The following is a 22,931-nucleotide window of genomic DNA, read 5'->3' as shown; positions in this document are numbered from 1 at the left end:
CGGCGGTCGGGCGCCGGACACCGGCGCCCGCACCGGAATGCGCATTCAATTGAGCTTCACCATGTCCGCCCAATCATTCCTGCTATTTCCCTCATACGCACCCGCCGAGAGTTTCCGTCATTCTGCTGCCCGCTTTTTGCGAAGCTAAACAGAAGGTTCTTCGGGGAGCTTTCGGCGGGTTCTCGACCTGTGACGGACTGCACAGCGGAAGCGATTTGCCCCGATATTTGGCGGTACTTTTCCGGCATTTCGCCGAAGCGTTCCAGGGCCCCACGCCATCCGATCGTGCGTTTTCGCATTTGCCTCGCTAAATTCAAGCCGTATGACTGCCGCACAAGCAGACCTGCTCATCGACCGACCGGCGGTGACCGACGGAGCCGCCCTCTGGCGCATCGCCAGGGATTCGAAGACCCTCGACCTGAACTCCTCGTACAGCTATCTGCTGTGGTGCCGGGACTTCGCCGACACGTCCGCCGTGGCCCGCGGCGCCGACGGCCGGCCGATCGGTTTCGTCACCGGGTACGTGCGGCCGGAGGACCCCGGCACCCTGCTCGTCTGGCAGGTCGCGGTGGACTCCGCGCACCGCGGCCGCGGCATCGCCGCCGCGCTGCTGGACGGCCTGACCGCGCGGCTGGCCGCCGAGCGCGGCATCACCGCCGTCGAGACCACGATCACGCCGGACAACACCGCCTCCGAGCGGCTGTTCACGTCGTACGCCGCCCGGCACGGGGCCACCGTCGCCCGCGAGGCGCTGTTCGCCGCCGACCTGTTCCCGGACGGTCCGCACGCGCCGGAAGTGCTGTACCGCATCGGCCCGCTGACCAAGCCGTCGCCGACCCACCCGTCGTACTGAGGAGCGCACCACCGTGACCATCACCCAGCCCGATCTCAGCGTCTTCGAGACCGTCGAGTCCGAGGTGCGCAGCTACTGCCGCGCCTGGCCCACGGTCTTCGACCGGGCCCGGGGCAGCCGGATGTACGACGAGGACGGCCGCGACTACCTGGACTTCTTCGCCGGGGCCGGCTCGCTCAACTACGGGCACAACAACCCGGTGCTGAAACGGGCGCTGCTCGACTACCTGGAGCGCGACGGGGTCACCCACGGCCTGGACATGTCCACCACGGCCAAGCGGACCTTCCTGCGGACCTTCCAGGACCTGGTGCTGCGTCCGCGCGACCTGCCGTACAAGGTCATGTTCCCGGGCCCCACCGGCACCAACGCCGTCGAGTCGGCGCTGAAGCTGGCCCGGAAGGTCAAGGGCCGCGAGGCGATCGTGTCCTTCACCAAGGCCTTCCACGGCATGTCCCTGGGCTCGCTCGCCGTGACCGGCAACGCCTTCAAGCGGGCCGGTGCCGGTGTGCCCCTGGTGCACGGCACGCCGATGCCGTTCGACAACTACCTCGACGGCCAGGTGCCCGACTTCCTGTGGTTCGAGCGCCTGCTGGAGGACCAGGGCTCCGGGCTGAACAAGCCCGCCGCCGTGATCGTGGAGACGGTCCAGGGCGAGGGCGGCATCAACGTGGCGCGCCCGCAGTGGCTGCGCGCGCTGGCCGGTCTGTGCGAGCGCCAGGACATGCTGCTGATCGTCGACGACATCCAGATGGGCTGCGGCCGTACGGGCGCCTTCTTCTCGTTCGAGGAGGCCGGGATCACGCCCGACATCGTCACCGTCTCCAAGTCCATCAGCGGCTACGGGCTGCCGATGTCGCTGTGCCTGTTCAAGCCCGGACTCGACGTGTGGGAGCCGGGCGAGCACAACGGCACCTTCCGCGGCAACAACCCGGCGTTCGTCACCGCCACCGCCGCCCTGGAGACGTACTGGACCGACGGCTCGGCCATGGAGAAGCAGACCCGGGCCCGTGGCGAGCAGGTCGAGCGGGCGCTGATCTCCGTCACCGAGGAGAACCTCGCCGACGTGAAGGAGTACCGGGGCCGGGGCCTGGTGTGGGGTCTGGAGTTCCACGAGAAGGCGCGCGCCGAGCGGGTCGCCCGGCGGGCCTTCGAACTCGGGCTGCTGATCGAGACGTCCGGCCCGCAGAGCGAGGTCGTCAAGCTGCTGCCCGCCCTGACCATCACCCCGGACGAGCTGGACGAGGGCCTGAGCGTCCTCGCCCGCGCCGTCCGGGAGACCGTCTGACCGTCACCGTCCGAACCACCACGACCCGGGAGGGATCGCACCACCGTGATCGTCCGATCGTTCAAGGAGATCGAAGGCACCGACCGGCACGTGAAGGCGGCGTCCGGCACCTGGGAGAGCAAGCGGATCGTCCTCGCCGGGGAGCGGGTCGGCTTCTCCCTCCACGAGACGGTCCTGTACGCCGGGACCGAGACGTCGATGTGGTACGCCAACCACGTCGAGGCCGTGGTCTGCGTCGAAGGCGCGGCCGACCTCACCGACCACGAGGCCGGTACGACGCACTCGATCACGCCTGGCACCATGTACCTCCTCGACGGGCACGAACGGCACACGCTGCGCGTGCGGGAGGACTTCCGCTGCATCTGCGTGTTCAACCCGCCGGTGACCGGGCGGGAGGACCACGACGACAACGGCGTCTACCCGCTGCTCACCGAGGACGAGGAGACGTGACGACGCCACCGTGACGGCGCCCGGCGCGCCGGGTCGGCCCTTCAGTCCGACAGCGCGTCCAGCAGACGGTCCACGTCCGCGGGTGTGTTGTACAGGTGGAAGGCGGCGCGCAGGTGGCCCGCGCGGTCGGAGACCTCGATGCCGGCGCGGCCGAGTGCGGGCTGGCGGGCGCCGAGCCCGGGCACCGAGACGATCGCCGAGCCGGGGGCGGGCACGGGCTCGTGGCCGAGCGCCGCGAGCCCGGCCCGGAACCGGTCGGCGAGCGCCAGGTCGTGGGCGTGGACGGCCTCGACGCCCAGCTCCTCGATCAGGGCGAGGGCGGGACGCAGCCCGGCGTAGGTGAACAGGGCCGGGGTGAGGTCGAAGCGCCGGGCGGAGCGGGCCGGTTCGGCGACCGGCCCGTAGCAGCTGTTCCAGGGTTCCTCGGCCCCGACCCAGCCGGAGAGCAGCGGGCTCAGGCCGCCGAGGTCCTCCGGGACGGTGAGGAAGGCCGCGCCGTGCGGTCCGAGCAGCCACTTGAAGGAGACGGTCGCCGTGAAGTCGTATGCGCCGGCGTTCACCGGCAGCCAGCCCGCGGCCTGGGAGAAGTCCACGTAGGTGCGCGCCCGGTGGGTGCGGGCGGCCTCGCGCAGGGCGGCCAGGTCGGCGATCCGCCCGTCGGCGGACTGTACGGCGCTGACCGCGACGAGCGCGGTGCCGGGCCGGACGGACTCGGCGATCCGCTCCAGCGGGACGGTGCGGACCTTGAGGTCGCCGCGGACGTGGAAGGCGTTGAGCACGGAGGTGAAGTCGTCCTCGGCCGTCAGGACCTCGGCGCCCGGCGGCAGGGACGCGGCGATCACACCGGTGTGCGCGGCGACCGAGGCGCCCGCCGCGACCCGGGTGACGGGGACACCGGCGAGCCGCGCGTAGGCGGCCCGGCAGCTCTCCACGTTCTCGTGCAGCGGGGTCAGCGGCCGGCCCTCGGCCCGCAGGACGGCGGCCTCGTGCAGGGCGGCGACGGTCCGGGCGGGCAGCAGACCGTTGCTCGCGGTGTTGAGGAAGGTGTGCGCGGGGGCGAACTCGGCGCGGACGAGGCTCTCGAACGTTCCCGTTGTCTCCATGACTCCACTCTGGAGCCCGCCGCGCTGAAAGTCCATCACCCGCTTTCGCGCCTACCCCCCAAGACTTCCTTATACGAGGGTTCCCGCCTGCGCTTCTAGGCCTGCGGCACCGCGCATCCGTCCGGACCGCAGGCGCCGGCGTCACCCTGGCCGACGGCGGTCAGCGGCGAGCGCGCGTCCCAGGCCTGCCGCAGCACCTGGGCGAAGACCTCGGCGGGCTGGGCCCCGGAGACGCCGTAGGCGCGGTCGAGGACGAAGAAGGGCACGCCGCGGGCGCCGAGCCGGGCGGCCTCCCGCTCGTCGGCGCGGACCTCCTCGGCGTAGGCGCCCGGGTCGGCCAGCACCCGGCGGGCGGCGTCCGCGTCGAGGCCCGCCTCCACCGCCAGCTCCACCAGCCGCTCGTCGCCCTCGGTGAACAGGGAGCGCTCCTCGGCGAAGTTGGCCCGGTACAGGATCTGGATCAGCTCGTCCTGCCGGCCGTGTTCCTTGCCGAGGTGCAGCAGGCGGTGCAGGTCGAAGGTGTTGCCGTGGTCGCGGCCGCGGGTGCGGTAGTCGAGGCCCTCGGCGGCCGCCCGGGCGCCCAGCTCCTCCTCGCCGGCCTGCGCCTGCGCCTCGCTCATGCCGTACTTCGCGGTGAGCATGCTGATCACCGGCTGGGTGTCGCCCTTGGCGCGGCCGGGGTCCAGTTCGAAGGAGCGGTGCACCACCTCGACCTGCTCGCGGTGCGGGAAGGCGGCCAGCGCCTTGTCGAAGCGGGCCTTGCCCACGTAGCACCAGGGGCAGGCGATGTCGCTCCAGATCTCGACGCGCATGACGACGGTTTCCTCCGGGTCGTTCGGGGTGGGTACGGAGGCTGTCTCCGCCGCAGGGTGTGAACGGCCGGACGGCGCCGGTCATTCCCCGGGGGCACCGCGTGGCGCGGGTACCGGTGACGGCCGCCCGCTCAGCTGCCGTCCCGCAGATCGGCCGGCGGGGCGGACCGGAACTCGATGCGGTCGTAGGTCACCGCGCAGCCCTCCCCCACCGGCGACTGGGCCAGGAAGCCGACCAGGGCGGCGCCGGTCTCCCGCTCGCCGCCCAGCGTGAACAGCCGGACGAAGGTCCAGTGCTCGCCGTCGCGGGAGGCGTGGCAGGCGAAGGCCCGGCCGGTGCGGCTGATCCGCAGCCAGGCCGCGTCGCCGTCCACGGTGAAGGAGTTGGCGTCGTCGGAGTGGTCCCGGGTGACCACCGTGCAGATGGTGGGGACGTCCGGGGAGTACTCCAGGCACAGCTTGGCCCAGGCACGGTCGCCGACGTGGACGTAGAGCGCCCCCGCGTCGAAGGCACCGGCGAAGTCCACGGTGACCCGTGCGATCAGCTGGAAGTCGCCCTCGGGCGCCCCCAGCAGCCGGGGGGCGTCGGAGGCGGACTCCAGCGCCTCCCCCGTGGGCGGCACGAAACGGTCCTGGCGGGCACCGGCCCGCCCGGTCAGCAACCCGTCCGCGTAGGACCAGGCGCCGTCGGGACCGTGGGGGCGCAGCGGGAAGGGCAGTTCGGGAATGCGCACGGGCGTCGTCCGGGGGTCGGGGTCGGAGGTCGTGGGTGGGAAGCCGGGGGCCGGCCGCGGGTGGGCGGGGCACCGGCGCGCGGCCGGCCGGACGGGAGCCGGCGGCCGCGCGCGGCCGCGCCCGTCCCGGGTTACCGCTCCAGCACTCCGTCGAACCGCCGGGGCAGGCCCAGCGGGTTGTCGTCCCGCAGCTCCGGGGGCAGCAGGGCCTCCGGCGCGTTCTGGTAGGCGACCGGGCGCAGCCACCGCTCGATGGCGGTGCCGCCGACGGACGTCGACGTGGACGTGGTGGCCGGGTAGGGGCCGCCGTGGTGCTGCGCGGGTGCCACCGCGACCCCGGTCGGCCACCCGTTCACCAGCACCCGTCCGGCGAGCGGCGTCAGCTCCGCGAGGATCTGCCCGGCCCGGCCCGCGCCGGCCGCCTCCTCGCCCGAGACGTGGACGGTCGCGGTGAGGTTGCCCGGCAGCCGGGACAGCACGGCGGAGACCTGCGCCTCGTCGTCGTAGCGGACCACGACGGTGACCGGCCCGAAGCACTCCTCCAGCAGCAGGTCGTACTCGCCCCCGGCGGTCAGCCGCCGGGCGTCGACCGTGAGGAACCCGGCGCTGACCGTGTGCTCGCCGCCGGCGCCCGGTGTCACCGGCGACTCCACGCCGGCCAGCTTCGCCCGCTCGGCGGTCCCGGTGAGGAAGTTCTCCCGCATCCGGTGGTCGAGGAGCACACCGGCGTCGGTGTCGCTGACCGCGTCCGTGAGGGACTCGACCACGCCGTCGCCGGCCGCGCCGGACGGCACCAGGACCAGGCCCGGCTTGACGCAGAACTGGCCGACGCCCATGGTCATGGACCCGGCGAGCCCGGCGCCGATGTCCGCGCCGCGCTCGGCGGCCGCGGCCTCGGTCACCACCACGGGGTTGAGGGAGCCCAGCTCGCCGTGGAACGGGATCGGCACCGGCCGCGCGGCCGCCGCGTCGAACAAGGCGCGGCCCCCGCGCACCGAGCCGGTGAAGCCGGCGGCGGCCACCAGCGGGTGCTTGATCAGCTCGACGCCCGCCTCGAAGCCGTGCACCAGGCCGACGACGCCCGCCGGGATGCCGTGCGCGGCGGCGGCCCGGCGCAGCACCTTGGCGACCAGCTCGGACAGGGCCGGGTGGTCGGGGTGGCTCTTGACGACCACCGGGCAGCCCGCCGCCAGTGCGCTGGCGGTGTCGCCGCCGGCCACGGAGAAGGCGAAGGGGAAGTTGGAGGCGGAGTAGACGGCGACCACGCCGAGCGGGATCTTGTAGCGGCGCAGGTCGGGGACGGGCGGGGTGGCGGTGTCGTCGGGGTGGTCGATGACGACGTCGAGGTAGGCGCCCTCCTCGACGATGTCCGCGAAGGCGCGCAGCTGGTAGCAGGTGCGGGCCAGTTCGCCGGTCAGCCGGACCGGGCCGAGGGCGCTCTCGGCGTCCGCGGTCTCCACCAGGCCGTCCTTGGCCGCGTCGAGCCCGTCGGCGGCGGCCCGCAGGAAGGCGGCGCGGACGCCGCGGTCGGCCAGGGAGCCGCGCGCGGCGTGGGCGGCCCGGACGGCCTCGTCCACCTCCTGGGCCGTGGCCTCCACCGCGACCTGCTCACGCTGCTTCCCGGTGCGCGGGTCGACACTCCAGACTGGTGCTGCTGCCACCGCGGGTCCCTCCACATGTCATGCCGCAGTACGGGGGTCATGCCTCGCAGTCGTTCGATATACTGAACGCTGTCTCTGATGATGAATACACCGGAGACTATTTGGCGTCCAACGAAGGGGTCAAGGGCGATGTCGGCAGCCGAGACAGGCGGCGGGGCGCAGGTCAAGTCCGCGGTGCGCACCGTGGAACTGCTGGAGTACTTCGCCGGGCGCCCCGGGATGCACTCCCTCGCGGCGGTGCAGGAGGCCGTCGGGTATCCCAAGTCGAGCCTCTACATGCTGCTGCGCACCCTGGTGGAGCTGGGCTGGGTGGAGACGGACGCCACGGGCACGCGGTACGGGATCGGGGTGCGGGCCCTGCTGGTGGGCACCTCCTACATCGACGGCGACGAGGTCGTGGCCGCGGCCCGGCCGACGCTGGACCGGCTCTCCGACGACACCACCGAGACCATCCACATGGCGCGTCTGGACGGCACCAACGTGGTGTACCTGGCCACCCGGCAGTCCCAGCACTACCTGCGCCCCTTCACCCGCGTCGGCCGCCGGCTGCCCGCCCACTCGACGTCCCTGGGCAAGGCGCTGCTGGCCACCCACACCGACGAGCAGGTGCGCAAGCTGCTGCCGGAGACGCTGCCCGCCCTCACCGAGCACACCCTCACCGACCGGGAGCGGCTCATCGAGGAGCTGCACCAGATCCGCGAGCAGGGCTTCGCCGTCGACCGCGAGGAGAACACCCTGGGGCTGCGCTGCTTCGGGGTGGCGATCCCCTACCGGACGCCCGCCCGCGACGCGATCAGCTGCTCGGTGCCGGTGGCCCGGCTGACCCCCGCGCACGAGCAGATGATCAAGGACGCCCTCTTCGACGCCCGGGACCGGCTGACCCTCGCCACGCGGAGGCTGTGAGCCCGGCGCCGCGTGACAGCGCCGGGCGGCCCGCGGCGCCCTACCGCACGCCCAGGACCTGCTCCACCGGGCCGATCGCGAAGTAGACCAGGAACAGCGCGGACACCGCCCACAGCAGCCAGTTGACCTCCCTCGCCCGGCCCACGACCGTCTTGACGGTGACGTAGGCGAGGAAGCCGGCGCCGATGCCGTCGGTGATGGAGTACGTGAACGGCATCACGGCGATGGTGAGGAAGGCCGGGACGGCGATCTCGTGGTCATCCCAGTCGATGTGCTTGACGTGCGTCATCATCAGGAAGCCGACCGCGATCAGCGCGGGCGCCGCCGCCTGGAGCGGCACGATGGTCAGCAGCGGGGTGAGGAACAGCGCGAGGCCGAACAGGCCGCCGGTGACCAGGTTGGCGAAGCCGGTGCGGGCACCCTCGCCGACGCCGGCCGCCGACTCCACGAAGGCGGTGTTGGAGGAGGCGGAGCCCGCGCCGCCGGCGACCGCCGCGGCGCCGTCGATGAACAGCACCCGGCCGATGCCCGGCACCCGCCCCCGCTCGTCCAGCAGTCCGGCCTCGGAGCTGATGCCCACGATGGTGCCCATGGCGTCGAAGAAGTCCGACAGCACGAGGGTGAAGACCAGCAGCACGGCGGTCAGCACCCCGGCCTCGGCGAAGCCGCCGAACAGGCTGAAGTGGCCGACGAGCCCGAAGTCCGGGGCGGCGGCGATGTCGTCGGGCACCCTGGGGGTGGTCAGGCCCCAGCTCTTGACGTCGGCGACGGCGTCGATGACGACGGCGAGGGCCGTCATGACGACGATGCTGATGAGGATGGCGCCCTTCACCTTGCGCACCAGCAGCGCGACGGTGAGCAGCACGCCGAGGCAGAACACCAGCACGGGCCAGCCGGTCAGCCGGCCGGTGGCGCCGAGCTGCACCGGCACGGTGGTTCCCGCCACGTCCGGGACGCGGCTGACGAAGCCGGAGTCGACGAAGCCGATGAAGGCGACGAACAGGCCGATGCCGACGCCGATGGCCTGCTTCAGCTGCTGCGGGATGGCGTTCATGATCGCCTCGCGCAGTCCGGTGACCACCAGGACGCAGATCAGGATGCCTTCGAGGACGACCAGGCCCATCGCGTCGGCCCAGCTCATCAGCGGCGCCAGCTGGAAGGCGACGACGGCGTTCAGGCCGAGCCCGGCGGCGACGGCGAGCGGGAGGTTGCCGCCGACCCCCATGACGACCGTCATCACACAGGCCACCAGGGCGGTGGCGGTGACCAGTTGGCCGGTGTCCAGGGTGTGACCGAACTTGTCCTTGGCGCTGCCCAGGATGATCGGGTTCAGCACGAGGATGTAGGCCATGGTGAAGAACGTCGCGAAACCGCCGCGTATCTCCCGGCCGAACGTCGAGCCCCGTGCGGAGATCCGGAAGAACCGGTCGACGCCGTTCCCGGCCGGTGGGGCGGTGCCCGGCCGGTCGTCCGCCTTCAGTGTCTCGGCCATGGTGGTTCTCCTCGTCGCCTGCTGATCGGTGTGCGGATGCTGGCTGGATTGTTCCTGCGCCGGACCCCGTTCAGGTTTTCCCCGTGTTACGGAAACCGGGTTCGGCGCCTCATACGGCGTTCGGCTCCCCGCACGGCCGGGCAGCCTCCACTGCTACGCTTCCGGGTCTCGCCGGGCCACGCCGGACGATCACATGTCATTTACATGACACACACAGAGAGGGTTCCCCGTGGGCACAGTCGTCGACGACGCCGCCTCCGTGGAGTTCCATGCCTTCTTCGAACGGCACTACGCCGAACTGGCCCGCCTGGCCCACCTGCTGACCGGTGAGGCGGACGCCGCCGACGACCTCGCCGCGGACGCCCTGCTGGCGCTGTGGCACCGCTGGGACCGCGTCCGGGCGGCCGACCGTCCCGTGGCGTACGCCCGGGGCGTCGTCGCCAACCTCGCCCGCACCCGCATCCGCAGCGCGGTGCGGGAGCGCCGCCGGATCGCGCTGTTCTGGCCGCACCGCGAGGACGGGACCGAGGGCCCGGACGTCGCGGGCGTGGTGGACGTGCAGGAGGCGCTGCGCAGGCTGCCGTTCCGCAAGCGGGCCTGTGTGGTGCTGCGGCACGCCTTCGACCTGTCGGAGAAGGACACCGCGCTGGCCCTGGGGGTGTCGGTGGGTACGGTGAAGAGCCAGACGTCCAAGGGCCTGGCCGAACTGCAGCGGCTGCTCGGCACCGAGGAGGTCCCGCGGCGGGTGCGGGCGGCGATGGCCCGCGGCGCGAGCGGAGGAAGGGACCGATGAGGCGGCAGGACGGGCACGACGAGCTGCGCGCCCGGCTGCGGGAGGCGGCCGCGGCCCACGAACCCGACCGGGCGCGCATCCTGGCCCGCCTGGAGCGGGGCATGGCCGGAGCCGGAAGCCCGGGCCGAGGGGCCGGTCATCAGCCGGAGCGATCACCGGCGTTCGGCTGGCTGCGGGTGGCGGGCGCCACCGCCGCGGTGGCCGGGGTCCTCGCGGCCGGCGGGTACGCGGTGGCGTCCGCGGTGCGCGACGCGCCCCCGGCCCGGCGGACCGTCGCGCTCTCGCCGACCCCGGCGCCGCCGTCCCCGGACGCCACGGCCCGGCCGCCGGCGCCCTCCGCCGACCCGGCGGCCGGCGGTCCCCCCGCCACCCGCTCCGCCCCCGCGAGCCCGGACCCGTCGCGGCCGCCGCGTGCCTCCGCCTCCGCGCGGCCGCCGGCCGCGCCGGCCGAACAGGACGGCCCGCTCTGGTCGGACGGCTCGGTGGACCCGCACAGCAACGACTTCTGGGCGCAGAGCGACCTGACCCTGAAGACGTCCGCGCGGCTGACCGCGCTCACCGTCCGGGTGCGCGTCGCGCAGACCGGCGGGGTGACCTCGACGGGCGCCTGGCGGTCGCTGCCCGAACGGGACTTCAGCCAGACGGTGCGGGAGCAGGACGGTTTCCTCGTCTACACCTGGGTGCTCAAGGAGGGCCGTACGGTGGCGGCCGGCCAGTGGGTCTTCGCCGGGCAGTACGACCACGAGCGCGGCGGCCGGGACGCGAAGGACGACAGCTACACCGTCACCGCCGCCTCGGGCGGCCACCGGTACGCGGTCCGGGGCGACTTCGCCGTGCACACGGGCATTGCGGACGGCGGGTCGTAGAAAGATGTGTGGTGGCTCGACGTCGGCGAGGACGCCGCCACCTTCAAGGGCACCTCCGCCTCGGCCGTCTACACCGTGTACGGCGGCGGCGCGAAGAACGCCGACGACAAGGTGCTCCAGTTCAACGGCGCGGGCAAGCTCGTGGTCACCAGGTTCCAGGTGGAGAACTTCGGCAAGCTGGTGCGCTCCTGCGGCAACTGCACGAAGCAGTACCGGCGGACCGTCGTCGTCGACGACGTGGACGTCACCGCGCCGGGCAAGGCGATCGTCGGCGTCAACGCCAACTTCGGGGACACCGCCACCCTGCGCGACGTGCGCGTCCACGGCGACACCAAGAAGAAGATCAGGACCTGCGTCCGCTTCCAGGGCAACAGCAGCGGCAAGGAGCCCGCCGAGCTGGGCACCGGCCCCGACGGCACGACGTGCCGGTTCACCGCCTCCGACGTCAGCTACCAGTGACCCGCTGACCGTCCCCGCGAGGCCCGCCCCTGGACGCCGGCGCCCCCGCCCGGATGCTCCGGGCGGGGGCGCGGCGGCCGCGTGCTGCGGGATCAGCGGGGATTTCAGCTGACGAAGTACGTCGGGTTCGGCAGCTTGTAGGTGCGGTCGGCGTGGCCGCCGTCGAGGTCGGAGTACTGGTCGCCGAAGTTGGCGACGATCTCGTACCCGAGGTCGTCCTCGATGTGCGCACGCGTGCCGGCCTTGTACTGCACGGTGGTGCAGTTCCAGGTGCCCGCGGTGGCGCAGTCGCCGAGGTAGGCGGGCGGGTTCGCCTTGTCCTTGAGGAACATGTGGCCGGCGTCCAGGTTCACGTCGGCGCCGACCTTCTTCAGGTTCTCCACGGCCGCGGACCGCTGGGCCTCGCTCAGACCGGAGTTGTAGAAGACCTCGACGCCCTTGGACTCGGCGTACCGGACCAGCTCGGGGCTGCCGAAGACGGCCGGGCGGTCGGCCCGGTTCACGTAGTCGGCCCAGGTGGTGCCGTTGTACGTGTAGTTGTAGCGCTTCTCGTAGTCGAGGCTGAGCAGCAGCGTGTCGTCGATGTCGAAGACGACCGCGGGCTTCTCGTGCCGGTGGTGGGCCTTGCGGGCCGCCTGGTCGATGTACGTCCGCGCGGCGGCGTCGATGCGCGCCAGGTCCTTGGCGTAGGGGCTGTCCGGGGACGCCTGGTAGACGCCGTCGGCGTCCGCCGTGGTGCCGTAGTAGGTGTCGATGTCCTTCACCAGGAGCCCGATGTTGTAGGGCTCGTGGGTGGAGTTGGCCGTGGACTGTCCGGCCGTGGCCGCACCCGCGCCGTAGAGAGCGGCGCCGGTGACGGCACACGCTGCGGCGATCGCCGCGATACGCAATGGCTTATGCATGACAGGTTTCTACGCGCGTCACCCCCGGCGGCGCGAGGCCCGTTGCCCGATCGATACCTCTGTCGCGGGCAAAAAACGGGTCAAGCACCCCGGATGGAGCGGTTCCGTTTCCTCGTCAGCGGCCCGGCCGCTCCCAGGGCGCCCACGCCCCGAGCCAGGCCTCGCGGGTGGCGGACACGGCCTGCCCGGGCGTGAGCTGGGGCCTGTTGTCCGGGACGGTGACCGCGGCGCCCGGACCGGTGTCGCGGTACTCGGCGAAGCGCTGGCTCTGCCACGGGTGGGCGGCCGACATGTTGGCGTAGGGCGCCACCGCGTCGATGCCGGGCCCGAGCCAGGTGTCGCGCACGGTCAGCATCGGGCGGGCGGTGGTGTCGGAACCGGGCACCCAGGGGCGGGCCAGCTTGTAGTGGGCGTCCGGGGCCGCGCTCGTCACCCGGCTCCGGGTCACCAGGTAGCCGCGCGGGTTGGCGGCCGCGGTGGAGGGCGCGAAGACGAAGCCGTAGGGGGGCGCCGGCAGGTCGGTGCGGTCCAGGGTGCGGAAGTGGCAGTGCTCGTAGACGGCCGTCGCCCGGCCGAAGACGAAGTCGACGTCGCCCTCGACGGAGCAGTGCGCGTAGTACTGGCGGGCGAAGACGCCGAGCGCCATGGAGTCGGCGTACAGGGTGTCCTGGTGGCCGAGGAAGCGGCAGTGCGTGAACGCGCTGCGGTCGCCCTGCACCTTGACGGCCACCGCCTGGGTGCCGGTGATGTCCGGGTCGGCGGCGCGCAGCCAGTCGTTGGCGAAGGTGATCCAGCGGGCGGTGAACCCGTCGCCCTGCACGGTGGTGGTGGCCGAGCCCGTGGTGCCGTAGGTGCCGCCGCCGGGGCGGGCGGTTCCGGCCGCGTTGTCGTACACGATCACGACGTCCCGGGGGTCGCGCGAGGCGCCGATCCAGGTGGCGTCGGTGCGGGCGGCGTCGAGGACGACCGTCTCCCGGTAGGTGCCCGGTGCGATGACCAGGGTCCAGCCGCTGCCGGCCGCGGCGGTCACGGCGGCCTGCACGGTGGTGAAGTCGCCCCGGCCGCCCGCGTCGACGTACAGCGTCCGGTCGGTGAGGCGGCGGGCGGGCGAGCCGTACCGGCCGAACGGGCGGGCGCCGCCGGCGGCCGAGGCGGGGACGGCCGCGAGGCCGAGGGTGGCACCCGCGGCGGCGCTCGCGGCGAGGAAACCCCGTCGGGACAAGGGCGGTCGGGGGTGGGGCGAGGGCATGCGGACGCTCCTTCGCGGTACGGCTGGTCGAGGGAGGGGCGGGGCCGGGGCCGACGGGCCCCGGCCGCCGCGGGCGGTACGGGAGGTGACGTGCGGTACTGCGCCTGCGCCGCCGGTACGTCAGCGCAGGCGGCCGGCGCCCGCTCGGTGGTCGACGAGGGCGGGCACGGCCCCGGCCGGGTCGACCCTCGTGCGCAGCGTGGGCGTCCAGCCGGCGCCGCTTCGGAGGATCTCGGTGGGCACCTGGGCGTTGTGCACGGCGATCAGGTCGGTGGGACGGCCGTTGACGTAGTTGTCGTCGGCGGTCAGCGGGGCCTCCTTCCACTTCTTCAGCACCGAACCGGCCCGGACGCCGTCGGCCAGCGTGAACGCGTTGTGCTCGGCGACCAGTTGTGACTCCATGCCGATGCCGAAGCTGTAGGAGTAGTCCTCCCCGGCGACGAAGTGGTTGTTGTAGGAGTCGACCTGCCCGAAGCGGACGCGCGGGGCGCGCTCGACCAGGCCGGCGAACAGGTTGTGGTGGAAGGTGACCTTGAGGTGGCCGCGGTCGACGGCGGCCGTGGCGGCGCTGTCGCTGTTGCCGATCAGGATCGTCTTGTCGTGCTCGGTGAAGACGTTCCAGGAGGCGGTGACGTGGTCGGCGCCCTTGACGATGTCCAGTTCGCCGTCGTGCTGCTGGTAGATCCGCCCGAAGTAGGACGGCAGGGTGCTGTCCGGGTGCTCGCCGTCGGTGAAGGTGTCGTGGTCCATCCAGACGTGCGTCGCGCCGTAGACGACGGCGCTGTCGTACTCGGAGTTCCAGTTGCCGTCGGCGGTGTCCGTCGGGTCCCACTGCGGGAAGCAGTCCAGGGGGCTCTCGAAGGTGAGGTTGCGGACGATGACGTTGTCGACGCCCTTGATCTGGAGGCTGGCACCCTTGAAGCCGGCGTCGCGGCCGATGCCGATGATGGTGGTGTCGGCGGGGACGGCCGCCTTGATGTAGGCGTCCTGGCGGGCGGCGGAGGCGCGGCGCAGGCCTTCGGGGCTGTCGTCGGGCTCGGCGTCCAGGGTGGTGGTCCGGCCCCAGACCGCCGGGTCGTAGGTCTTCAGGTAGGTGCCGAGGTCGTAGCCGGGCGCCGCGAAGGAGGCGCAGTCCGGCCCGTCGGCGTCGATGGTGCCCTTGACTCTGATGATCCGGGGCGCGCTGCCGCCGTCGGTGAGCGCGGCCTTGAAGGCGTCCCAGGTGGACACGGTGTAGACGTGCGCGGAGTCGGCGGCCGAGCCGCCGGTCGTCCCGCTGCCCTCGGCCGCCCATCCGTCGTGCGCCGCGAGGACCTGGCGGGCCGGGTCGGGGTGCCCGTGCCGGGGGGAGGCGGTGGCGGTGCCGGTGACGGCGAGTACGAGGGCCGTGCAGCCCAGGAGCGATGCTATGGCACGTCCATGACACTTCGGTGTACGCACTGTACGGGTCTCCTCGTCACGAGTTCGGTACGGCGGTGGCGGTGGGGCCGGGGGTCGCGCTGCCGGTGGCGGCGGGGGCGTCGGAGGCGGGGGGCCAGGTGATCCGGGAGGCGGGGACGTCCCGGTGCAGCCGGACCACGTCGTGCGGCGCGAGCACCCGCGTGCGCAGCAGCTCCCGGGCCACCAGCCGGGCCACGGCGATCGCGCCGGGCGGGTTGAAGTGGGTGTTGTCCTGCTCGGTGGCGGTCCAGTTGAAGTACGTCTTCGTCGCCTCCGTCCCGAGGCGCTGCCAGAGCGCGAGCGACAGCGCCTCGATGTCCAGCAGCGCCACCTGCTCCCGGCGGGCGAGGTCGCGCATCGCCGCCGGATAGTCGCCGTGGGTCGGCACGGCGTCGCCGTCCGCGTCGAACCTGCGGCGCTCCACCGGTGTGGCCAGCACGGGCCGGGCACCGCGCGCGCGGGCACCCTCGACGTACAGCCGCAGGTAGTCCTGGTAGGTGGTCCAGGGGTCGGTCCCGCGGGCGGGGTCGGTGGTCTTCTCGTCGTTGTGCGCGAACTGGACGAGGAGCAGGTCGCCGGGGCGGATCACGCAGAGGACGGCGTCGAGGCGGCCCTCGTCGGCGAAGCTCTTCGAACTGCGCCCGTTGACGGCGTGGTTCGCGACGTCCAGGCCTTGGCGGAGGAAGAAGGGGAGCGCCATTCCCCAGCCGGTCTCGGGGGCGGCGTCGGCGTACTTCTGGGCGGCGGTGGAGTCACCGGCGACGTACAGCGTGCGGCGGTGGGGGGCGGCCCGGGCGGTGCCGGTGGCCGCGAGGGCGAGGGGGACGGCGGCGGCCGCCGCCAGGCCGAGCTGTCTGCGCGTGAGGGACACGGGAGGGTGCCTTTCGCCACGGGGTGGAAGCGCACGGGGGCGGGGGGAGTGCTCCGGCGGGGCGGCCGTGCCGGGTGGGCGCGGCCCGCCGCGGCCGCGCCCGCCCCGGCACCGGGTTCAGTGGTTCTTCCTCCAGTCGGCCTGCGCCTCGTTCAGCTGGTCGGCCAGCGTGTGCAGGAAGTCCTTCGCGCTCATCCTGCCGAGCAGCACCTTCTGGAAGTTGGGCTCGTTGTCGGCCTTGGAGATGGTGTTCCAGTCGGGCAGGTAGTACGGCAGCTGCACGACCTTCGTGGCGTCCCCGTTCAGCGCCTCGGCGGCGAGCTTCGTCGGCTCCGACGACTGCACCCACGCGTCCTGCGCCGCCTGGAGGTTGGCCGGCACCTGCCCCGCCGACTCGTTCCACCTGCTGTTGGACTCGTGGGAGGCGGCGAACTCGATGAACTTCCACGCCGCGGCCTTGTTCTCGCCGGACTTGAACAGGGCCAGCCCGTCGACCGGGTTGGAGACCTGCACGCGCGTGCCGTCGTCCAGCGTGGGGTTGGGGATGCCGCGGAACTTGCCCTTCAGCGCCTTCTCGTGGTCAGCGAAGGACCCCAGGTTGTGGCTGAGCATGCCGATGGTGCCGGAGTCCCACTGGGCGACCATCTTGGTGAAGTCGTTGTTGACGTCGGCGGACGGGGTGTCCTTCTTGTAGAGGCCGGCGTACTTCTCCAGCGCGGCGACGTTCTTCGGGTCGTCGACGGTGGTCTTGTCGCCGTTCCAGAAGTCGGTGATCCCGCTCTGCCCGTAGATCGCGTCCAGCGCCTGCGCGATGGAGCCCTCGCCGCCGCGGATGGTGTACCCGAACCGGTTCTTGCCGGCGGCGGTGAGCTTGTCGGCGGCCCGGTAGAACTTCGTCCAGGTGGCCGGGGCCTCCAGGCCCGCCGAGCGGAACAGGTCGGTCCGGTACCACAGGGTGCCGTTGTTGGCGGACGTCGGCACGGTGTACGTCCTGCCGTCACCGCCGGCGGCCTTGACGCTGTCCAGGAACGTGACGTTGAGCTTGCCGTCCAGCGCGCTCCCGGCCAGCCGGTCGTCCAGCGGCTCCAGGGCGCCCTGCGCGGCGATCTCGGCGAGCATCGCGGTGCCGACGCCGCCGACGTCCGGCAGGCCGCCGCCCTGGATGGCGGTGTCGTACTTGGACTGGACGCTCGCGGCGGGCACCCCGACGTACTTGACGTGGATGTCCGGGTACTTCTTCTCGAAGTCGGCGATGATCTGCTTCCACACGTCGGTGCGGACGCCGCCGTTGTTGTCCCAGAAGGTGATCGTGCCCTTCCCGGAGCCCTCGGTGCCCTTGTCCCCCGCGCCGCCGCTGCCGTCGTCACCGCAGGCGGTGGCGGTCAGCGCGAGCACGGAGCCCAGGGCGACGGCGATGGCGGCGCGCCTGCTTCTGCGGATGCTGCTTCTCATGGGTCGGCTCTCTTCTTCCGGTCTTCCGGTCGGTGGTGGTGCCGGTCTGCTGGATGGAGCGGAGGTGCGGCGGGGCGAGGCGTGGGGGGAGGCCCGGGGCGCCGCGGGTGCGCCGCCGGGAGGCGTGTCAGGCGGGTGTGACGCGGAACCGGTTGAAGACGGCCGTTCCGGCGTGCCCCGCTCCCCCGGGCGCTGCGGCGAACAGCCCGAGAAGGGCGCCGGTCCAGCCCCAGGGCGTGGCGGTGAAGACGGGTCCGGAGGGGCGCGGGCCGTCCCCGGTGTCACCGGAGAACCGGCACCTGGCGCCCGCGCCGATCTCGATGCGCAGCCGGGCCCGCCCGTCCGGCGCCGGGCGGGACGGCCCGGCGTCCCGCTCCCGTGGCCGGTCCTCCGGTGCGCCGGGGGCGCCGGGCGCCGCCGCGCGGACCGGCTCGGCGAACCGGTGCACGAGGCGGACCGTCCCGTCGGCCCCGCGTTCCAGGCCGATCCAGGCGTAGGCGTCGCCGAGGACGGCCAGCCCGGCCCGCGCACCCGGTTCGGTGCCGGCCAGCCGCAGCTCGACCTCGGCCGTGCACGGCACGCCGGGCAGCCGCTGGGTCAGGACGTGGGACAGCCCGCGCAGGTCGGCGGCGCCGGCGCCGCGCACACAGGTCAGCCGGAGGCCGTCGGCGGAGTGCTGGGTGGCCCAGCCGTCGCGCGGGTTGGCCGTCCACTGCCACTGGCGGCCGAACCGTCCGCCGGGGAAGTCGTCGTCGGTGGCGGGCGCGGCGGGCGGCTGGGCCGGGAGGGCGGGCCGGCGGTGGACGGTGACGGGGGCGCCGTCGTCGCCGAGCACCGGCCAGCCGTCCCCGGGGTCCCAGCGCATCGGCTGGAGGTGGACCACCCGGCCGTACGCGCCGCGCTGCTGGAAGTGCAGGAACCAGTCCTCGCCGGCCGGGGTGCGCACCCAGCCGCCCTGGTGGGGCCCGTTGACGGCGGTGTCCTTCTGCTCCAGCACGATCCGCTCCGTGTACGGGCCGAAGAAGCCGCGCGAACGGAACGCGCCCTGCCAGCCGTTCGCCACTCCCCCGGCGGGCGCGAGGATCCAGAACCAGCCGTCGTGCCGGTACAGCTTGGGTCCCTCCAGCGTGAACCAGCCGGGGATGCGGTCGGCGTCGACGATCACCGTGCCCTCGTCCAGCAGCGAGGTGCCGTCGGGGTGCATGCGGTGGCCGGTGAGCCGGTTGCCGATCCCGGAGCGGGACCTGGCCCAGGCGTGCACCAGGTAGGCCTCGCCGGTCTCCTCGTCCCACAGCGGGCACGGGTCGATCAGGCCCCGGCCCGCCTCGACCAGGTGCGGGCAGGTCCAGGGGCCGCGGATCGAGGGTGCGTTGACCTGCTGGATGCCGTGGTCGGGGTCGCCCCAGAAGATCCAGAAGCGGTCGTCGTGGTACCGGATCGACGGCGCCCAGACCCCGCCGCCGGGCCGTGGCACGGCGAACTCCTCCGCCGGCTCCAGGCGTTGGAGGGCGTGGCCGACGAGGGTCCAGCCGACGAGGTCGCGGGAGTGGAGCAGCGGCAGGCCGGGGGCGCGGCCGAAGCTGGAGGCGGTGAGGTAGTAGTCGTCGCCGACGCGGACGACGTCCGGGTCGGACCAGTCGGCGCCGAGGACCGGGTTGCGGTAGGTCGCGGTGGTCACCGGCCCACCGCCCTGGCGATCAGCGCGGCGGCCTCGGCGCGGCCGGCCCGGCCGTCGGCGACCACGGTGACGATCCGGCGTACGACGGTCTCGCCGGGCCCGATCGGCAGCCGCCGGTCGTGCGCCAGCGACGACCCGACGCCCGGGTACTCGGCCGTGCGCACGAACCACGGGTCGCGGCGGGTGTCCTCGGTGGCCCCGGCGAAGACCAGCGTCCAGCCCGCCCCGCCGCCGCCGTCCGGGCGGGAGGGGCCGTGGCCGGTCAGGGCCAGCCAGTCGGCGCGGGTGCCATGCACCTCGCTCTCGCCGCGGCGGTCGGCGGTGAAGACGTCCGGCGCGGACGCCTCCTTGCGGGCCCGCCAGAAGAAGCCCCCGTAGGCGGCGCCGGGGCGTCCGTTGGTGGCGGGGCTGCCGAGGGACAGCGGCCCGGACGTGATGTTGGTGAGGGAGAAGGTGAGGTCCAGCGCCCAGGCGGTGTCGGTGAGCCGGGTCGCGGCGACGGTGCGGCGCTCGCGCAGCAGGGCACCGGCGGACGCCGTCCAGCGCAGCTCCGCCACGAAGCCGTCGGGGTCGCGCAGCTGGAAGGCGGTGTGCCGCTGGGTGCCGTGGTTGTCCAGCTCGGTCGGGCCCCGGCCGGCGACGAAGGTGCGGCCGCCCCAGAAGTTGTGCCCCTCGACGTCGGGAACGGCGACACCGACGCCGAGGTGGTGGGTGTGGTCGGCGGGGCCGGCCTCGGTGACCGCGGTACCGGCGAGGGTGGTGACGGGGTGCAGGTAGGGGCGCGGGGAGAGCCGGGCGGGCAGGGCGGGACGGGTGACGTAGCGGCCGACCGGGCGGCCCGCGACGCGCAGGACCAAAGTGTCGTCGGTGGTCGTCATCAGGTGCTCACCTCTTTCGGTTGCGCCCAGGGGGCGCCCAGCTCGGAGTAGAGGGCGAGGGTGTCCGCGGCGGCCGCGACCAGCTCGTCGATCCCGGTCACGACCCGGCGGTGCTCGGCCCGCAGCGGCCGCCAGGCGCCGGCGGGCAGCGGCGCGGGGTCGGCGGCCAGCCGGACCGCTTCGACGAGCCGCATGAAGGCGCCGGTGCGCTCCGGGGGGACCAGCAGGTCCGCGCCGGTGGTGAGGTGGGCGACGAGGTTCTCCAGCAGGTCGGTGCGGCCGTACTCGCTCTCCTGCGGGCCGTGGCCCGCCCGCTGGAGCAGCACGCGGTCCTGCTTGTACCAGAAGGTGATCCGGCCGCGGGTGCCGTGCACCACGACGTACGGCTCCCCCGGTGTGCGCGCGCACAGCGTCGCGGCGACGGTGACCGGACCGCGGGCGGTGCTCAGCCGGACGCAGGAGGTGTCGTCGGCCTCGATGTCGTTGGCGCGCAGCAGCTCCGTCTCGATGCCGGTGACGTCGTCGGCGCCGGTGGTGCCGAGCAGCGCGAGCGCGGTGGCGGCGATGTGCGCGAGCGGGTTGGTGAGGACGCCGTCGACCACGTCGACGCCGTCCAGGCGCCGTCTGCCCGCCCAGGGCGCCCGCCGGTAGTAGGCCTCGTCGCGGGCCCACGCACCGGCGCCGCCGACCCCGGTGACCTCCCCGATCGCGCCCTCGCCGATCAGCCGCCGGATCGCGGGCAGGGCGTGCGAACCCAGCGACTGGAAGCCGATCTGGCAGGCCACCCGGGCGGCGGCGACCCCGTCGGCGATGCGGCGGAACTCCGCGTAGGAGGGTGCGGGCGGCTTCTCCAGCAGCAGGTGCGCCCCCCGCCCGGCGGCGGTGAGGGCCAGGTCGGCGTGGGTGGGGATCGGGGTGCAGATCACGCAGATCCGGGCGCCGGTGGCGTCCAGCAGGGCGCCGAGGTCGGCCGACTGGGCCGGTGCGCCGAGGCCGTCCAGTTCCCGGCCGGTCAGCGGGGTCAGCTCGCAGACGCCGGCCAGCCGGACCACGCCCCGCTCCCGCAGGCGGCGGAGGTTGCCGAGGTGCCAGCGGCCGTGGCCGCGCGCCCCGGCCAGGACGACCGGCACGGCCCCGCCGTCCTCCGTCACCGCCGCGCCGCCCTCGGGTGCGGCCGGGCCGCTCATCCCTTCACCGCCCCGGCGCTGAAGCCCGTGATCAGCCACTTCTGGATGAACGCGAAGACGACGACCACCGGGACGGCGGCGACGATGCCGCCCGCGGCGAGCGCGCCGAGGTCGACGCTGTCCGAACTCATCAGCGTGTTGAGGCCGACCGGGATGGTCTGCTTGCCCGGGTCGGAGAGGAACATCAGCGCGAACAGGAAGTGGTTCCAGGCGTGCACGAAGGCGAACGAGCCGACGGCGATCAGCCCCGGTCGCAGCAGCGGCAGCACCACGATCCGGAAGGCGGTGAGCCGGCCGCAGCCGTCCACCCAGGCGGCCTCCTCCAGGGAGTACGGCACGTTCCGGATGAAGCCGCTGATCAGGATCATCGACAGCGGCAGCTGGAAGACGGTCTCGGCGACGACGACGCTGCCGAGCGAGTTGATCAGCTGGAGCCTGGCGAAGATCTGGAACAACGGCACCAGCAGCAGCGCGCCCGGCACGAACTGCGAGCACAGCAGGGCCAGCATGAACGCGCGTTTGACGCGGAAGGTGAAGCGGGCGAGCGCGTAGCCGCCGGCCAGCGCGACGACGGTGGTCAGCACCAGGGTGGCGAGGCCGACGTAGACGCTGTTGGTGAAGTAGGTGCCGAAGCCGCGCTCGGTCCACACCTTCTCGAAGTGCTCGCCGGTGACCGGCCACGGCAGCAGCGAGGTGGAGCCGGCCGGGCGCACGGCGAACAGCAGGATCCAGTAGAAGGGGATCAGGGTGAACAGCAGGTAGATGCCCAGGGGGAGGTAGATCTGCCAGCGGGGGACCTCGTCCCAGGCGCGGCGCCCGGCACGCGGGCCGGCGGGTTCGGCGGCGACGCGCTCGGGTGCGGGCGCCATCTCGGTGATCACTTCTCCTCACCGCCGAACTTGCTCAGGCGCAGGTAGACGATCGAGCAGAAGAGCAGGATCACGAAGGCCACCGTGGTCAGGGCGGACGCGTAACCGAAGTTGTGGGCGTCGACGCTGGTGTTGGCGATGTAGAGCGGCAGGGTCGTGGTCTCCCCGGCCGGGCCGCCGCCGGTGAGGGTGTAGAGCAGGTCCACGTTGTTGAACTCCCACACCGCGCGCAGCAGCGTGGACAGCACGATCGCGTCCTTCAGGTGCGGCAGGGTGATGTGCCAGAACTGCTTGAGCCGGCTCGCCCCGTCGACCTCGGCGGCCTCGTACAGGTCCTTGGAGACCGACTGGAGGTCGGCGAGGATGAGGATCGCGAAGAACGGCACCCCCCGCCACAGGTCGGCGACCACCGTGGCCGGGAACACCGTGGCGGTGTCCGACAGCCAGCTGGTGCCGTAGGAGCCGACGCCCAGGTCGGCGAGGTAACGGGTGACGCCGGTCTGGGAGTTGTACAGCAGCACCCAGATCGCCGAGGTCAGGACGCCGGAGACGGCCCACGGCGAGAACACCAGGGCGCGGCCCACCGCCCGCCCGGCGAAGGTCTGGTTGACGATGAGGGCGAGGGCCAGGCCGAGCAGCAGCTGCAACGCCACCTCGGTCACCACCCACTTCGCGCTGAAGGTGAGCGTGTCCCAGAACTGCGGGTCGTCGGTGAAGGCGTGCACGAAGTTGCCGAAGCCCGCGTAGCCGTTCCGCCACGGCTTGGTGGGGTTGTAGTTCTGCAGGCTGTAGTAGAAGACGCTGATGACCGGGTAGGCGATGAAGCCCAGCATCAGCAGCGCCGCCGGGGCGATCAGCAGGTACGGCAGCCTGCGCGGCGTCGCGGAGGCACGGCGCCGCCGGGGTGGCGCGGGCGGTTTCGCCACGGCTGCGGCTTGGGCCATGACTGTTCTCCGTTCGCAGTGGGGCGGGTGCAGCGGGCAAAGAGGTTGAG

21 protein-coding genes and 1 pseudogene are annotated in these 22,931 nt (G+C 73.0%); 7 read left to right on the top strand and 15 right to left on the bottom strand.

All coding sequences use genetic code 11. The features are described from left to right. The first annotated feature begins 322 nt into the window (after positions 1 to 322). Genes ectA through ACZ6CZ_RS27825 form a run of 3 tightly spaced genes read left to right on the top strand, consistent with a single transcriptional unit; the run spans position 323 to position 2,588 of the window. Positions 323 to 853, top strand: a complete 531-nt coding sequence (gene ectA / locus ACZ6CZ_RS27835; protein WP_469026434.1) for a diaminobutyrate acetyltransferase — start codon at positions 323 to 325, stop codon at positions 851 to 853. A 13-nt stretch (positions 854 to 866) separates the two neighbouring features. Further along, positions 867 to 2,138 (top strand): diaminobutyrate--2-oxoglutarate transaminase, encoded by a 1,272-nt coding sequence (gene ectB / locus ACZ6CZ_RS27830; protein WP_469026431.1) that lies wholly within the window; start codon positions 867 to 869, stop codon positions 2,136 to 2,138. Between the two features lie 45 nt (positions 2,139 to 2,183). Then, entirely contained in the window at positions 2,184 to 2,588 is a 405-nt protein-coding gene (locus tag ACZ6CZ_RS27825; RefSeq protein WP_469026429.1) for an ectoine synthase, read from the top strand. Positions 2,589 to 2,629: 41 nt separating this feature from the next. On the opposite strand, the gene ACZ6CZ_RS27820 is transcribed toward ACZ6CZ_RS27825, so the two are convergent. From ACZ6CZ_RS27820 to ACZ6CZ_RS27805, 4 genes are all read right to left on the bottom strand, one after another. After that, positions 2,630 to 3,691, bottom strand: a complete 1,062-nt coding sequence (locus ACZ6CZ_RS27820) for an aminotransferase class V-fold PLP-dependent enzyme (protein ID WP_469026427.1) — start codon at positions 3,689 to 3,691, stop codon at positions 2,630 to 2,632. 95 nt (positions 3,692 to 3,786) lie between these two features. Beyond that, on the bottom strand, positions 3,787 to 4,503 hold the full coding sequence (locus ACZ6CZ_RS27815; protein WP_469026424.1) for a DsbA family oxidoreductase: 717 nt from the start codon (positions 4,501 to 4,503) through the stop codon (positions 3,787 to 3,789). Positions 4,504 to 4,634: 131 nt separating this feature from the next. Next, the gene (locus tag ACZ6CZ_RS27810; RefSeq protein ID WP_469026422.1) at positions 4,635 to 5,237 is read right to left on the bottom strand and encodes a DUF1349 domain-containing protein; all 603 of its coding nucleotides are present in this window, start codon (positions 5,235 to 5,237) and stop codon (positions 4,635 to 4,637) included. 131 nt (positions 5,238 to 5,368) lie between these two features. Continuing rightward, on the bottom strand, positions 5,369 to 6,898 hold the full coding sequence (locus ACZ6CZ_RS27805; protein ID WP_469026419.1) for an aldehyde dehydrogenase (NADP(+)): 1,530 nt from the start codon (positions 6,896 to 6,898) through the stop codon (positions 5,369 to 5,371). Between the two features lie 129 nt (positions 6,899 to 7,027). Here ACZ6CZ_RS27805 and ACZ6CZ_RS27800 point away from each other — a divergent pair, with 129 nt between their 5' ends. Next, the gene (locus tag ACZ6CZ_RS27800) at positions 7,028 to 7,801 is read left to right on the top strand and encodes an IclR family transcriptional regulator (protein WP_469026417.1); all 774 of its coding nucleotides are present in this window, start codon (positions 7,028 to 7,030) and stop codon (positions 7,799 to 7,801) included. A 40-nt stretch (positions 7,802 to 7,841) separates the two neighbouring features. On the opposite strand, the gene ACZ6CZ_RS27795 is transcribed toward ACZ6CZ_RS27800, so the two are convergent. Further along, on the bottom strand, positions 7,842 to 9,293 hold the full coding sequence (locus ACZ6CZ_RS27795; protein WP_469026415.1) for an NCS2 family permease: 1,452 nt from the start codon (positions 9,291 to 9,293) through the stop codon (positions 7,842 to 7,844). Between the two features lie 229 nt (positions 9,294 to 9,522). Between ACZ6CZ_RS27795 and ACZ6CZ_RS27790 the strand changes: the two genes are divergently transcribed. The 3 genes and pseudogenes from ACZ6CZ_RS27790 to ACZ6CZ_RS27780 form a co-directional block, all read left to right on the top strand. Further along, positions 9,523 to 10,086 carry a SigE family RNA polymerase sigma factor gene (locus ACZ6CZ_RS27790; protein WP_469026413.1) on the top strand — a complete coding sequence of 188 codons (564 nt, stop codon included), beginning with the start codon at positions 9,523 to 9,525 and terminating at the stop codon, positions 10,084 to 10,086. Further along, entirely contained in the window at positions 10,083 to 10,952 is an 870-nt protein-coding gene (locus ACZ6CZ_RS27785) for a hypothetical protein (RefSeq protein ID WP_469026411.1), read from the top strand. The genes ACZ6CZ_RS27790 and ACZ6CZ_RS27785 overlap by 4 nt, the downstream gene beginning before the upstream one ends. Further along, positions 10,953 to 11,411 (top strand): annotated as a pseudogene (locus ACZ6CZ_RS27780) (pectate lyase); the annotation flags it as partial. It abuts the gene before it with no gap. A gap of 104 nt (positions 11,412 to 11,515) precedes the next feature. Here the strand turns inward: ACZ6CZ_RS27780 and ACZ6CZ_RS27775 are convergent. From ACZ6CZ_RS27775 to ACZ6CZ_RS27730, 10 genes are all read right to left on the bottom strand, one after another. After that, entirely contained in the window at positions 11,516 to 12,313 is a 798-nt protein-coding gene (locus ACZ6CZ_RS27775; RefSeq protein WP_469026409.1) for an HAD family acid phosphatase, read from the bottom strand. A 115-nt stretch (positions 12,314 to 12,428) separates the two neighbouring features. After that, positions 12,429 to 13,562 (bottom strand): pectinesterase family protein, encoded by a 1,134-nt coding sequence (locus tag ACZ6CZ_RS27770; protein ID WP_469026406.1) that lies wholly within the window; start codon positions 13,560 to 13,562, stop codon positions 12,429 to 12,431. A 120-nt stretch (positions 13,563 to 13,682) separates the two neighbouring features. After that, on the bottom strand, positions 13,683 to 15,002 hold the full coding sequence (locus ACZ6CZ_RS27765) for a pectate lyase family protein (RefSeq protein WP_469026404.1): 1,320 nt from the start codon (positions 15,000 to 15,002) through the stop codon (positions 13,683 to 13,685). A gap of 16 nt (positions 15,003 to 15,018) precedes the next feature. Beyond that, positions 15,019 to 15,873 (bottom strand): rhamnogalacturonan acetylesterase, encoded by an 855-nt coding sequence (locus tag ACZ6CZ_RS27760; protein ID WP_469026402.1) that lies wholly within the window; start codon positions 15,871 to 15,873, stop codon positions 15,019 to 15,021. Positions 15,874 to 15,990: 117 nt separating this feature from the next. Next, positions 15,991 to 17,325 carry an ABC transporter substrate-binding protein gene (locus tag ACZ6CZ_RS27755; protein ID WP_469026400.1) on the bottom strand — a complete coding sequence of 445 codons (1,335 nt, stop codon included), beginning with the start codon at positions 17,323 to 17,325 and terminating at the stop codon, positions 15,991 to 15,993. A 127-nt stretch (positions 17,326 to 17,452) separates the two neighbouring features. Further along, the gene (locus ACZ6CZ_RS27750; RefSeq protein WP_469026398.1) at positions 17,453 to 19,003 is read right to left on the bottom strand and encodes a glycoside hydrolase family 43 protein; all 1,551 of its coding nucleotides are present in this window, start codon (positions 19,001 to 19,003) and stop codon (positions 17,453 to 17,455) included. After that, positions 19,000 to 19,881 (bottom strand): DUF6807 domain-containing protein, encoded by an 882-nt coding sequence (locus tag ACZ6CZ_RS27745; protein ID WP_469026394.1) that lies wholly within the window; start codon positions 19,879 to 19,881, stop codon positions 19,000 to 19,002. Before ACZ6CZ_RS27745 ends, ACZ6CZ_RS27750 begins: the two co-directional genes overlap by 4 nt. Next, positions 19,881 to 21,068 (bottom strand): Gfo/Idh/MocA family protein, encoded by a 1,188-nt coding sequence (locus tag ACZ6CZ_RS27740; protein WP_469026392.1) that lies wholly within the window; start codon positions 21,066 to 21,068, stop codon positions 19,881 to 19,883. Before ACZ6CZ_RS27740 ends, ACZ6CZ_RS27745 begins: the two co-directional genes overlap by 1 nt. Next, positions 21,065 to 21,937 carry a carbohydrate ABC transporter permease gene (locus tag ACZ6CZ_RS27735; RefSeq protein ID WP_469026625.1) on the bottom strand — a complete coding sequence of 291 codons (873 nt, stop codon included), beginning with the start codon at positions 21,935 to 21,937 and terminating at the stop codon, positions 21,065 to 21,067. The genes ACZ6CZ_RS27740 and ACZ6CZ_RS27735 overlap by 4 nt, the downstream gene beginning before the upstream one ends. An 8-nt stretch (positions 21,938 to 21,945) precedes the next feature. Then, positions 21,946 to 22,881 carry a carbohydrate ABC transporter permease gene (locus ACZ6CZ_RS27730; protein ID WP_469026389.1) on the bottom strand — a complete coding sequence of 312 codons (936 nt, stop codon included), beginning with the start codon at positions 22,879 to 22,881 and terminating at the stop codon, positions 21,946 to 21,948. Positions 22,882 to 22,931: the final 50 nt, after the last annotated feature.

This window comes from Streptomyces sp. NPDC041135 (assembly GCF_055592085.1).
This window is presented reverse-complemented; position numbering and strand designations above follow the sequence as displayed.